Below are 13,431 nucleotides of genomic sequence, written 5' to 3'. Positions count from 1 at the left end.
ATTGCTCTTCTTATAACTACACTATGACATAAAATTTTAATATCTCTCTGACTAATAATTTTGGAACAGAATCGAATTGATATACATAGGTTACCAAAGTGTTTGTTTATTCCTTATCATTTTAATGGGATTCTATGGTAATAAAAAGCATAGTTTTGGAAAGATATGTTTTTTTAAAGAGCTCAAAAATCAAAGAAAAAACACAAATTCACAGACATTAAAAGAGTGCCTTTTCGGAGTACCAGTATTTTCTGCTTCTGTTTTTAACAAATATGAAACCTTTATTGAATAAGGTTTCAGCATTGAATAAAAAAATTCTCATTGCCAAGTATAAATCTGCTAAATATTAATTTTAAAGACTACTGTTGAATTATATACCCTTTTCAAGACAATAAACAATACGCTTCCGTGCTTTAAAAACTAATTAGCAGATTTATAATTCAATCCGGTTTAATAACCTATCTAACTTATTAATAAGTGTCTTTAATTCATAACGCTTTGAAGAATTTTCTACTAAATAAAACAGTTCAATACCTAAATCAAGACACTTTTCAATAATATAATTCTGAGGTTTATAGAACGATACAAGTATAGATTTAGAACTTATTCCGCCATAGAATCTACCAACTGTTTTGATTTTGTTTATATCTGATTGTAATATAATTCCTGATTTACACTCAATAAAAAAAACATTTTGCCCAGTATTGATGAGAATATCTATTTCATTTTTATCAATATTACCACCCTTATTGGATTTGATTGCCACACTCATAAGAATTTCTTTTGCGGACTTCCAATCATTTACAACGATACTAATAATTAATTCCCACCATAATCCTGTTGTCAATATTTTAAAAGCATTTTTTCCTTTAGCGTTAAGACTAAATCTTGGTGCTTTTACCGAAAGAATATTATTCCTCCAAGAAATTTTGTATTTAGAATTAGAGTAAGAAAAACTCTTTGATTCAGAATCAGCTTTTAATGTTCTAAACAACTTAAATAGTTTTGCTATACCAGATTTATTTTTTCTCAACACAAAAATTGAATTTGCCAATGCTAACTCCTCCTTATTGAATGATTTCAAAGTAGTTGATGTAAACGTATTATGATTAGATAAAGAGAGAAATGTTCTGGTCGAAATTAAAGAATTTATTTTGGTTTTGGTTCCGTTAGATAAATCAATCATATTTTGTTTTTGATCGATATAAAAACTAAAGCAATCCAAAGTATTAATAACTTGTTGACTCGCTAATGCCATCAACTTAGTACCACTAGTTAAATTCAATTCAAAAGTAGCACCCTCATTATTACATATTATATTAGTGACAGTTTCTTGTATCGAGTCATAATCATAAGGATTGATTTGATAATCAAATATTTGAATTCCATTAAATTGCTTAACCAATCGAGTTCTAAGCCTAACTGTTTCTTTAGTATATAGAATATGAACAACTTGTGGTTTCCTTTCTAAAACACCTATATACACAGGCAGTAACTGACCTCCTAATAATACGATTTGATGCGTCATTACTTTAAAAATATTTCTGGTTGATCTAAGTCAGGATTATAAACAGTTTTTAATATTTCAGATCCTGGTAATGGTTTTCTGAGTTCTTTTATGTACTCTTCAAAATCCACATAAGTAATTCTAAATCTATAGTCTTTACCAAAAATAGCAGCAGAAGCCACCATAGACTTTTTACCTCCAGTAATATCAAGAGTAACGTTTGTTGTATTTACTTTATACAAGATCTCTTTTAGTGATTTGTAAATTGATTGAAAATCTGGGGAATCAATAATAACAAGTTCAAAGTCAGTATCTAGATAGTTGTGAATTCGATCAATAATGTCTTCACGAATTTCCGTAGTCAAAATAAAATGGTGCATTGGCTTAACTGCTCTAGCAGTTAATATAAGTGGTTCTGGTGAAAACCCAAGTAATGATATTAAGACTCCTTTTTCTGAAAACTCAGATTGGTACTTATCGCAGAAAATAGAAATTACTTCGGGAAACAACTTCTCATAGTATAAATTTTCAGCCAATTTAAAATTACCATGACTTGCTAGGTCACGCCATTCTTCTAGGTATTTGAGTGTATTTTCCATTTAATTGTTTACTACTTCTATGTCTTTATACTTTAGTAAGTACGATTGCATATTATAGCTTTTATTTAGTGATTTATTTATAACAGTGATATCGTTTTCTTCCATTTTCACATCATATTCTCGGTCTCCAATATTCATTTTCAAAACCTTCTGATTCTCATCTGTTAACAAATATATAGGATTTTGAAAAAGCTCATTTTGGATTTCAATATTGGTATAGAATTTACAACTCGTTGGAAAAATAGGATTACTAATCTTTTTAAAACCTGTATAAACATCGTACATATTATAATATGCTTGCTTAGTAGGATTAATAGTAAAATGGAAAGGCGCCGTTTCAATTTGCCATTCTACAAAATTCTTAAAGTCATTAAGTTGATTACCTTCCAGTATTGCTCCAACTTCAAAACCATTTATTAGTCCGTGGTTACCGTCAATATTTGCCGTAAACAAAATGCCTTTATCATTTGAATAAATACCTTTTGAGTGATTAAAGTAATCCCCATAAATTTCGATTCCGATTTGCTTTAATTTCAAACAACTATCTAAATGATCCTTACGATGATTCATTGCTCTACAGAATAGTTTTATTGCAAGACCTCTATCAATGGCCTTTCTAAGTTCTTCAATCAATTCAGAAATTTTATCTAAACCTACAACTGAATAAGTCGAAATAAAAATATCAGAATTAGCATTTTTAATCAAATTAACAATGCTTTCGTATAAAGAATTGTTTAATTTTCCCCAAGTAAATTTTATTTTTGATTCATCAACTAAGTCGAGCATTTCTTTTGTGATTTTCGTGGAACGCGATGAAATAAGTTGTTTTCTGCCTGATATTGTAAAACCTGTATACCCTGTTCCTTTTTGAAAAAGGATATCGAATAGCTTGTCTAACTCTTTATAACCATTCTCTTCTTTAAGAATAACACCTGTTTCTGGATTTGTATTCAAAGATGGAGAAGTAATATTGGCACTCATAATTAGCGCGTCATTATTATCGCAAATAATAAACTTTGCATGTGCTGAAGTTGCTCCTCGCACGTGTGCTCCAAGGCCATACAGTTTTGTAATAATAGACATATGCCCTTTACCATGTCTAGTAGATACTTCTTCAGGCAAAAAGTCAAAATTAAACTTTTTATCATCTAATTGCGTCAATAAAAAAACAGCTATATCTGTATTTTTACACTTCTCTATTAATTCAAATGCAATTTCTTCATCACTTATTATAAAAGAACATAGCTTGATTACTTTAACAGCATTTCTTATAAGTTTAATTATATGATTTTTTATTTGAGGATATCCATCTAAGGTAAATAATAAGTTAGGGTATTCTCCTAAGTTAACATCAGTTTTGTTATCATTCAAGATGAAATAACCTCCTTCAAAAACCTCTTTATGTATCAAACTATTATTCATTTAATAAGTTTATCATATGATTCATTATATCTATTTCTTCCAATAATCTGTATTCTTCTAAAGCCACTAAAATTTTTCTGTAATTTTTATAAGTGATTATCTTAGCTAGTATTTTTTCTTTAGGAAAGCGTTCGTTTCTCAAATCATCAATAAGGCTAGAAAACTCAATAGTATCCCTTATAAAATCATCTCCTTGAATCATGTCAAAAAATATAGTCCAAACGCCAGATGTAGTGTTTTTTTGTAAATAATAATCACTTCTCCTTTTTACATTTGCAAGTAGTTCTTTTTTAAACCTAGCTTTTTCAAATACGCTACACGTTACTATTATACCTAAAGAATTAGCTTCATAAAAAACATCCTCTAATTCTATATCTTCTTTCCAAGATTTTTCGTTTTTTACAATTTGATAATTTTGATTGAAAAAGTTTTTTAAGTCTTCTTTTGAAAAAAAGAATAATTTATCTTCTTCACGCTTTAAATCTATCTCTCTCCAATTTGATTCAAAGTTTAATCTTGAATTTCCATCTTTGAATCCCCACTCATTTAATCTAAGTTCTAAATTTGTAATTCGTTTTTCTAGATTTGGAAGAAATACTTTTAGATCATCGTTTCTCCCTAAGGAATCAAAACCATTAATTAACTTACGTTTTAACACTCCATTATTTTCAAATAAACCAATAAAAATAGGTAAAGTACACACACTGTATGAAAGTGACGATAATGTTTTTAGACCTATAGGAATATTATAGTTGCCTCGTTCACTCACTGCTACAGTCAAAAGATTTTTTTCAATAATGTCTTTTTGAATAGGTTGATGTGTCAAATCTGGAGAAAACGGTCTTCTAGAAACTGTTTCTCCATTTTTATTTGTGTAGTGATCATAATCACTTTCAAAAATATATTCATCCTTATAATTATAATTATAAAGTTCTTGCGGGAGTGGTTTGAGACTTATGCCATCAATAACGAAGTCTTGAGAAATATGATGTTCCATTTTTTCCTCTTCAGTACTTATATAATTTTCTCCCAAACCATTTAAAACATCATTTTTATCTATATATTCATTATGCTGCAAATACGCTTTCCTACTCTTTATGACTGATGATGGTAATGAAAGTAGTTTGGCAATATTATCATTATCAAACGATTTTAAAACTTTTGAACTATTAACAACAACCTTGTCTAATTCATAAAGAACATGTGGCTTGGTGTCAACTATTTCAGCATGGATATAATAAATAGGATATTGAATACTTACAATAGCTTTTAGGCTATTATTAGCTTTAGCTTCTAAATCAACAAAACGTGCTATATTTAATCTATAATTTGCCATTCTTATTTCTTACCTATTAAAGTTATTTGCTTTTTGTATTTATCAATTTTAGATATAAACATATTATATTCCCGCTTAGAAACATATGTAGTCATTTTAAAATCTGAGTCATACATTAATCCATCAAGCCCTTTAAAGATTTCAAAAAAATGCCCTAATCCTTTTATATGCCATTTATATCTACACTTTACAACATCTCCTACTTTATGTTCATTAAAGAATTTTAATTGAAACATTTTTGTTTCAAGTTGATGATTTGGTGTTTTTTTATTCGAATGGATCGCCTTTTTTCTTGCAGAATTAGTAACAGTTTCTTTTAAGTAAAACTTTTTCTTCGCTATATTTATTTTTTCAACAACCAACTTAATTTTCTCACTATCTTGAAACGATTTTGTTTTTCCTTTATCAAAAAGAGCTCCGTCAATCAAATTCTCTATATTAAATATATGTAATTGGTCGTCTCCTAGATTCACACTATTCAGATATAAGCAATTATACGCTACATCTTTCTTTAATTTCTTTTCTGCCTTATCAAATTTACTTTCAGCACTTAAGTTATTGATGTCTATAAAATTTCCTTTTTCCTCATTTTTACTGAGCTTTACAAGATTTCTATACATTTTTGTATAGTTAAACACCTCATCATAATGACTTCTTCTAGCCATTAGAGTCTTACTATTCCCTACAAGAATTAATTTCTTTTTTGCTCTTGAAAGTGCTACATTTAATCTACGTGCATCATCCAAAAAACCTACCTTTTCCCATCTCTTTGAGCGTGTAAAGCTAAAAATGATAATGTCAAATTCCATTCCTTGGAATGAATCCAATGTTGAGACTTCAACACCACTTATGTCACATTGCTCTAACTTACTTATTATATTGGCTACTTGAGCTTTATATGGTGCTATCACAGCAAATTTGTCTTTACCTACCTTCTCATCAAGCAGTCTTGGGATTATTATTTCTGAAATACAGAAGGCTTCAGTATTATTCTTATAAGATGTTCCTCCATTAGATTCATATGGCGTTTTACTGTTAGCTGTATCAATAAATATTACTTGCTTGTCGAAGGGAAAAGCCAAAGGCAATGTATTATTTGAAGTTGAAGCACCCATTTGGATATCACTATCATAGAAAACATTTGATACAAACTCTCCAATATCTGGATGCATTCGATGCTGAAAATTCAGTAATTCAATATTAGTAGGCGGAAATAAATTAGCTTTATTCTTATTCACTAAAAATTCAAAAAGTGAAGTCGTCAATGCATGTTTTATATCTTCATTGTTAAATTTACTCCTATTAAATCGGTCACTATTTGGAAAGCTATCTTTATCTTTAAGATCAATTAAAGTACTATCAATATATGGTGGAAGTTGTTTATGATCTCCAACTAGAATGACTTTCTTTGCCATAGAAACTGCCGCAATAGATTCCGATAAATTTGCTTTACCTGCTTCATCTATAATAACAGTATCAAATATTATGTTTCTACCTGACAAACCTTTGTCAACACGAACACCAATACATGTAGCAAAACCAACATTCATAGAATCATAAATTATTGGTCGTGCAATATCTAGAAGACTTGAAGCTATTTCTTTTTGCCAAGTCTTCAAAACACTAATTAAATTGTTTAATTGGTCAATAGCTAAATCACTAAGTGTGGAAATAAAATCCTTGTTTAACTTTGTAAGTCGTTCATCAAAATTTGGAGGATAGTTAATTGTAATACTACTTAAATACTCTAATAAAGTTATAGTTATTTCTTCATCTGATAAGTTGGCACATTCTATTTTCTTTAAAACTAGTTTGATGTTATTTTCGACTACACTTCCATAATGCATTGCTAAAGCATCAACTTGATTATCAATATGAAAACCCTCTAAGCCAGACATTATTCTTTTTTTATTTCCGAATCTAACTAAGGTTAAATGATCTAATTGTGAAAGCTTGTCTAATACATTGTCAACTGCTACATGAGTTTGACTAGTAACTAGTACCCTTTCACCTTTATTTGTTAGTTGTTGAACAATCTCAGCAATCACAGTAGTCTTACCTGTTCCTGGAGGCCCTTGAATTAGAAATATATTTTCGTTTCCTACAGCTTTGATAACTGATTTAACTTGATTGTTATCAGGAATATCTATACGTGTTTTATTTAATAAGGGATTGATAAAGTTAAAAGGTTCAAATTTTGGCGCCTTGATTTTATCTGGTTTTAGAAACATGGTTTCAATGTGCGAAATATTGATACGCTTATCAAAAAAATCTTGAATTACTTTCCTTTGTACCTGCCATTGTTTGAGAGAAAGCTTTGGCTCAACATAAAACTCACTTTCTAAATCTTCGATGCTTTTATCCATCACGGAAAAATGAAAACGCGCTGTATTATCAACAATTTCAAATTCTGCGTCGCAGAACCAGACCAACTCTTTTTCATTACTCTTTTCTTTACTTGAATCCTCTGAAGTCTTTATTGATACCAGAATTCTTTCTAATTCACTTGACTCATAGATGTTTTGTAAAGATTCCGTTGCAATTGTTTCTATTGATACTTCGCAATCAATTGCCGGAATCCTTGAGATATGTCCAGAAACAGAGATCGCCTTCTGCTTATTGTTTTCTTTTTCCCTGTATATTTGATATTCCAAAAACTTATCAAAAATCTTTAAGGATTCCCCCTCCTCCATTAAAAGAGCACCCGTTTTCTTTTTAAGTTCTCCGTACAATAAAAAGGCATCAGATTTTGTCTTGAGTACGTCAAATACTTTTGCTAATGGTTTATCTAGAACAGGTATGTTCGAATGAAGCTTTAAAAAGAAGATTTTAGAATCATATAAGAAACATCCGTTTTTTTGTGATTTCTCTTTGTAATATGAAGAATCCTTGTTTTTTCTACCTATCTCTAATTTACTTACAAAAAAGAAACGTTCATCTGGTTCTTCAGTAACAAAACCTGAAATGTATAATTCATCGTTGAATAATGTCCAATAGCACCTGTTCTCCTTTCTAGAATCTATATTCATCCAATACTTCTGTTTGCATAGATAATCAATAGCCTTCTGTTCAGAATTCAACTCTGGTGAAAAACTAGCCAAATATGGTAAAAGTTTTGATTTGAAATCTCCATCCCAACTAGTAGAAGTAAATTGTATGTGTAGTGGTAATTTTAGTGAAATTGCTAAGTCAAATAAATTGTGATTATCTGCAAATGCCTCTTGGAAAAACTTTTTTTCATTATTAGTTTCGCTTTCTTCACAGTAATCATAATACAATGAATTGAAAAAGGAATTAGCATCTTTTAATGATTCGTCTCCATGTTTATATGTGAGTTTTGATTTTACAAGAGAATCATCATTATATTTCTGAGTAGTTTTTTTATTTGATTTTGTAGCCTCAAAAGAAACAGTAGTACTAAGTAAAAATCGATCTACAGATTTTGAAAGGACTTGTACTTCCATTACTTCACCAATAGTTTTCGAAAAATCTTTAGGTTTAATTGCCGTTCCAAATAATTTATTTGGAAAGCTAAAAACTAATTGAGTTTCTAGAACTTGTACAATAGTTCCTTTTAAAATATCACCAATCTTTAAATCTTGCCAATTTTTTTCCTCGCTAGGTCTTGGTACTAAGTGTTTTCTACTTACTAAAACTGACTTATTTGGTTCGTTCTCTAAAACTACTATTTCAGTGCTATCACCAACTTTATATGTATCAAATAACTTTTCAGAACTTGGTAAATTCCAAGCAATATTTTGTAGTGGAAGAATAGCTTTTCGACCTTTATAAAATTCTAAAACAATGGTGGAAGGTTTGATGATTTCAAGAATTGTAGTGGCAATTATTGATCCTCTTTCTTCTCTGGATATTTCTGTTTCAAGTTTTTTTTCTATTTGTGTTAAATGAATAGCACGATCAAAAGTATCGTCAGTACCAGTAACACGTTTTTCAATCATTTCAAAATTTACTTCTTCTCCTATATTGAAATTTAAGTTTTCCTCAATTACATAAGAGACCCTCGAATCAACGTTATATTCGATGTACCCTAGTGTATCATACTTCAGGATTATTTTTCCTCTCATCTTAAATATTCTCTATCGTTTTCAAACTATCAAATAAAAAATTTCGCTTTCTCACCTATAAAAACTTCATCATATCCTGTATAATTTTTATGCCCTATATACATTCCAATAGGAGATTCTAAATCAATAAAATTATTATTCCTCACCGTCTTTAATCTACAAAAACCATACGTAGAACTATAAATAAAAGAACCTGCTAAATAGACTGACATTTTTTTAAAAACAATACTTTTAAAAGACTGTTTATATTCTATGTATTTTGAAATCAAAATAAAAGTAGCACCACCTTTCAATTGTCTCAATTCATCTTTAAGAACAGTATCAACAAGAAAAGTTTCTATTTCGAGTATCTCGCAAGTATTTAAAATTATAAGGTCACGCCAGTATTCAAAATTATCTTTCCACCTTAAATCATCCAACAGCTTCATTATTAATATAAAAAACTTGATCTTTTGAGGCTTATTTAAAGATAGTTCTGATTTCTGAATGGCACATAGTATATTCAGATAACTATCATCAATAAAGATCAAACATAAATTATCATCTTCAGAAGAACGACAATACTTTACTTTTATGAAACTGTGCAAGATCTCTTTGGTTTCTGAAATGTTTCCGCTAAGCTTAAAACCTTCAACAACATCCAAATCTCTAAGAATATTATCTAATTGACTAATACCAATATAATAGCCAACCTCATTATTCTTGCAATCTATTTGAGATTCCCACCTCTTTAAATTAAATCGTTTTTCTAGCTTTTTAAGAGACTTCAAGTCTGTATATTTTAATTTAATCTCACATATTTCCTCACTATACTTTTCTTTCCAAAAATGCATTAAGATATGAAAGCCAATGAATAGCGCATTTAAAGTTCGTTGATCTTGAGGAATACTATTTTCAAACCTTGCGTCAATAAGCTTGTTTATAGATTGAATGGTTTTAATAATTTTTCTTTGAATCCTCTCTCCTTCAGAAGTTGTAATATTTGTTTTCTGGTGCTCAACTTCATATTCTTCTGCTAAACCATCATCTCCAGCTTCTAATGCTAGTGTTTCTGAATTATCAGAAAAATCCTCTTCATAACTATCTCTAATTTTAAGCACATCTAAGAACTCTTCAATCATCGATGTAACATTATTAATAGGCACATCTTGTTCGATGGACAATGAGGCATTTCTATTGTATTCAAGCTCACTTAATACTTCTCCTTTGTCTTCATCAGGTTCCGAAGGTTCAGATACTATTGCTCTGCCAGTTGAATCACTAAAGACTCTTTCACTCTCCATAAAATCAAGAACCAGTTCGTAATTCAAAGAATTAAAAATATCTAAATGCTCAAAACTTAGAAGTCTAGCCAATCTCTCATCAGGATTCGATTTTTCTAAAACCTCTCTATTCTGTATTAAAGCAAAATTTGAAATCCTCTTATCCTCGTCATAAAAAGCACACTTAAAAGCATTATCGTTATCTAATGAAAAAATAAAATCTTGCGATTCCAAGTCTGATAAATCAAACCGTTTTATATCATTATTATCATTATCATAAATACAAAGAGAACCATAAGGTTCAATGTTAAAAAATGCCTCCACAAACAACTCTGTTCCATTTAATTCTGCATGCTTAAGAGTAACTTCTTTCTTTACTGAAAAAACCTCAGAATCTATCCCAGTAGGTTGTTCTAGAAGATGTAACTCTAAAGTTCCTTTTTCAGGTATTTCTATTCCTAAGCTTTTGAAAGTATCATCTGAATTTTCTTTTTTGATAACAATAATGGCTTCTGAATTTTTGGAATTCTTATTCTTTGCTCCAAAAGCTTCCATTGTTGGATTGGCACTTCCTAAAATAAAAATAGTCTCACTTTCATATTCTACTTGAATTGCTTTAGCGTGTAACCTTTGAATCGATGTTCCATTGGTTGATGAAATCACATCCGACCAGTCTGAGAATTGACAATCAATATCAGATTCAAAACCTAAAGGAAGTATTCCATTCTCTTTATCTATTATGCAGTGTATGTATTTAGGTTCTAAATCTCTAATCAGTTGTGAAATGAAAGCTCCGTTTTTATTAAAATATGGGCCTATAACTTTTATGCTCTTTGGCTTTCTAGGAAAAGAGTTAAAGACTAAATCATACAATGATTTATCTGAAAAGGAATGAAACCACTGATATGAGATATCATCAATAATACTAGAGCCACTATTTAGACTGTTCAACCAACTTGCATGTTGAGAAATCCATCCTATTTTTTTTGAATTTATTCCAGAAGTTCTCTCTTCTAACTGCAAGACAAATGACCATGTATCTTTAAAAATTGATGCTGTATGTTGCTTTGTTGTTGAATAATAAAAAGAAGACCAGATCTCATCATTGTATAGCATTCCTGAAGAGGTAATATTTCCAGAACCTATAGATAGATACCCTTTATCCTTTCCTATTAACATCATCATTTTTGGATGAAATGCACCATTGAGATTCACTGGAGTAATACTATAGTTCGCTTTAAATTTTTGTAGGCTGCAACACAAATGAGTAGACAAATACTTTTCTAGCATTCTAGCGTCAATAAACAGATTGATATTGGTTACTCCTGCAGCTCGTAATTTTGGCAGAACTGTTTGTTCAAAAAACCATAAATCAATACTATAGCTAGTAATTACACAGCTATGATATTTATTCTTACCTGAGCCTATTAACTCTAATATGTTTGTTCTTTCAATGTTCACTAGACCAAGTCCTTTAATTTTTGTCTACCAGAAGATGTTATAGACTTGTTTTTTTTATCAATCACATTTAGGTCAGAAAGGAAATCATATAATGTATGAATCCGAGGTGATGAGTAGTCATACAAGAAACTACTTATATATCGAATCATACCTTCTTCGCGATAAAACTTAGCTGTGTTTTGAGTTGAATTCAACTTTCTAAGAGCTACAAAATGATGACGATTCAACACGTATCTTGTTATAAAATAATAAAGAAAATCTTCAATTACAAGTGATTGCTTCTTATCAAAATCTGTGAGAGTGTTTAGAAAACTACTCGGTGTATGTATTTTATATTGTTGAGAAACCTTTAAAAGTACATCTCTATTTGATCTATTATCAATGTATAGTTTTTGAATAGCACAAATCGCCCATAATATTTTAAGATAAGGGTTTTTCTCCTTTTTTGAAAGATCAACTAACTTGTCAATTCTGTAATCTATTATAGTTCCATCAAAGAACAATTGGTTATCTGTATTTACATTTTTACTATTAAATATTTGAGTTATTTCTTCTACTGTGTGTTTAATTAAAGTAGTCTCATCAAACCAAGAATTACCCGCTTTATCTTCAATAATTGACAAGATTGCATTGAGGCAGCCTGTACAAGCTACACTCCAAAATTGTTCTAGCATAAAAAAATACCATAGCTTAGAAGTTGAATCGCTATCTTCATTAAGCTTTTCATTATATATCTTTAGCGGAACACTTAATTGATTATACTTTTCTTCGGTTTCTAAAGAATCTATATCCCTCAAAAGTAAATCTACCGTGCTCTTTCTCAAGAAACTCTCTTCATTTTCCTTTGGTTTGTCTACACCTGTAAGTAGTTGCCATAATAATTTTTCTTCATCACTATTTTTTGGCACTTGTGTTAAATCAAAAAAATTTGATAATTCTTCAAGAGAATCTTTACATATTGAATTATTCTTGACACAATCTATAAACAATGATTCTCTGGAAGATATGTTATTGCGGAAAGCTTCTGCTAATTGCTTACCTGAAACCTTGTAATCGTGCTCAAAATGAGTTCTTACATATAAACCTGCATTATCTCCTTGATCTCTTAGAATGCCTAATTGTTTTATTGAGTTTATATAGTATTGACCGAGTATTCCACGACTGTTTTTCCAGTATGAACCTTCGCTAGTTGAACCCTCTTGAGTTCCTAAAACCAACTCGATGACATCACTAGACTTTTCATAAATAGCTTTTGCTTTTGTAATACCAGGAACTCCTCCATTATTTCTATGAGCGGCAACCAATGCTGCTAAAAACTCAGCTCTCCTTAAATAAGTATTTTGAACCTTTGCTGAAGTATTTCCAATGTCGCTAGCATACCAATCGAAGAACCAACAATAAAATGAGTAGTATCTTATACGCTGTGTAACATTATTTAAACCAGGTAGTATTAAATCGAATATCCTCTCACTAGTTAGATTCAGACCCAATTGATCTAGACCTGAAATAGAATAATGAGGTTTACTAAGAAAAGGAGCTTTTACTTGTTTAATTTCAAATTGTCGTATACACATTAAAAATATTGAAAATTTCAGATTGTAAAGTATAAAATTTTCTTTCAAAGAACAAAAATTTAACCTACATAAATCTTAAATTTATAAATATTTATAAAATAATTAACAAGACTTCTGTGTATTGAATGTTCTACTAGAAAATATCCTGTAATTGATCAAAGATAGTTTGCTATAATAGGTCTTTT

The 13,431-nt window shown here is 29.8% G+C and carries 7 protein-coding genes; all 7 read right to left on the bottom strand.

The window, feature by feature from the left end; all coding sequences use genetic code 11:
• Positions 1-433: 433 nt before the first annotated feature.
• Genes IMCC3317_RS19720 through IMCC3317_RS19690 form a run of 7 tightly spaced genes read right to left on the bottom strand, consistent with a single transcriptional unit; the run spans position 434 to position 13,294 of the window.
• Positions 434-1,528: a Card1-like endonuclease domain-containing protein gene (locus IMCC3317_RS19720; RefSeq protein WP_160131198.1), complete on the bottom strand. Its 1,095-nt coding sequence runs from the start codon at positions 1,526-1,528 to the stop codon at positions 434-436.
• Positions 1,528-2,106 carry a DUF1887 family protein gene (locus IMCC3317_RS19715; RefSeq protein ID WP_160131197.1) on the bottom strand — a complete coding sequence of 193 codons (579 nt, stop codon included), beginning with the start codon at positions 2,104-2,106 and terminating at the stop codon, positions 1,528-1,530. The genes IMCC3317_RS19720 and IMCC3317_RS19715 overlap by 1 nt, the downstream gene beginning before the upstream one ends.
• Positions 2,107-3,528 carry a phospholipase D-like domain-containing protein gene (locus IMCC3317_RS19710; RefSeq protein ID WP_160131196.1) on the bottom strand — a complete coding sequence of 474 codons (1,422 nt, stop codon included), beginning with the start codon at positions 3,526-3,528 and terminating at the stop codon, positions 2,107-2,109. It lies immediately after the preceding gene.
• Complete coding sequence (locus IMCC3317_RS19705; RefSeq protein ID WP_160131195.1) at positions 3,521-4,864, bottom strand: hypothetical protein; 1,344 nt, start codon at positions 4,862-4,864, stop codon at positions 3,521-3,523. Before IMCC3317_RS19705 ends, IMCC3317_RS19710 begins: the two co-directional genes overlap by 8 nt.
• Before the next feature lie 2 nt (positions 4,865-4,866).
• Complete coding sequence (locus IMCC3317_RS19700) at positions 4,867-8,949, bottom strand: AAA domain-containing protein (protein WP_160131194.1); 4,083 nt, start codon at positions 8,947-8,949, stop codon at positions 4,867-4,869.
• A 29-nt stretch (positions 8,950-8,978) separates the two neighbouring features.
• Positions 8,979-11,672 (bottom strand): phospholipase D-like domain-containing protein, encoded by a 2,694-nt coding sequence (locus IMCC3317_RS19695; RefSeq protein ID WP_160131193.1) that lies wholly within the window; start codon positions 11,670-11,672, stop codon positions 8,979-8,981.
• Positions 11,672-13,294 (bottom strand): hypothetical protein, encoded by a 1,623-nt coding sequence (locus tag IMCC3317_RS19690; RefSeq protein ID WP_160131192.1) that lies wholly within the window; start codon positions 13,292-13,294, stop codon positions 11,672-11,674. The genes IMCC3317_RS19695 and IMCC3317_RS19690 overlap by 1 nt, the downstream gene beginning before the upstream one ends.
• Positions 13,295-13,431 lie beyond the last annotated feature (137 nt).

The organism is Kordia antarctica (assembly GCF_009901525.1).
In the GTDB taxonomy this organism is placed as follows: Bacteria; Bacteroidota; Bacteroidia; order Flavobacteriales; family Flavobacteriaceae; genus Kordia; species Kordia antarctica.
The sequence above is the reverse complement of the archived record's forward strand: the minus strand, read 5'-3'. Positions and strand labels throughout refer to the sequence as shown.

What these genes read in the sequence shown, in the direction of transcription:
- IMCC3317_RS19710 (WP_160131196.1), bottom strand. Translation starts at nt 3,528, where the DNA reads ATGAATAATAGTTTGATACATAAAGAGGTTTTTGAAGGAGGTTATTTC.
- IMCC3317_RS19700 (WP_160131194.1), bottom strand. Translation starts at nt 8,949, where the DNA reads ATGAGAGGAAAAATAATCCTGAAGTATGATACACTAGGGTACATCGAA.
- IMCC3317_RS19715 (WP_160131197.1), bottom strand. Translation starts at nt 2,106, where the DNA reads ATGGAAAATACACTCAAATACCTAGAAGAATGGCGTGACCTAGCAAGT.
- IMCC3317_RS19720 (WP_160131198.1), bottom strand. Translation starts at nt 1,528, where the DNA reads ATGACGCATCAAATCGTATTATTAGGAGGTCAGTTACTGCCTGTGTAT.
- IMCC3317_RS19705 (WP_160131195.1), bottom strand. Translation starts at nt 4,864, where the DNA reads ATGGCAAATTATAGATTAAATATAGCACGTTTTGTTGATTTAGAAGCT.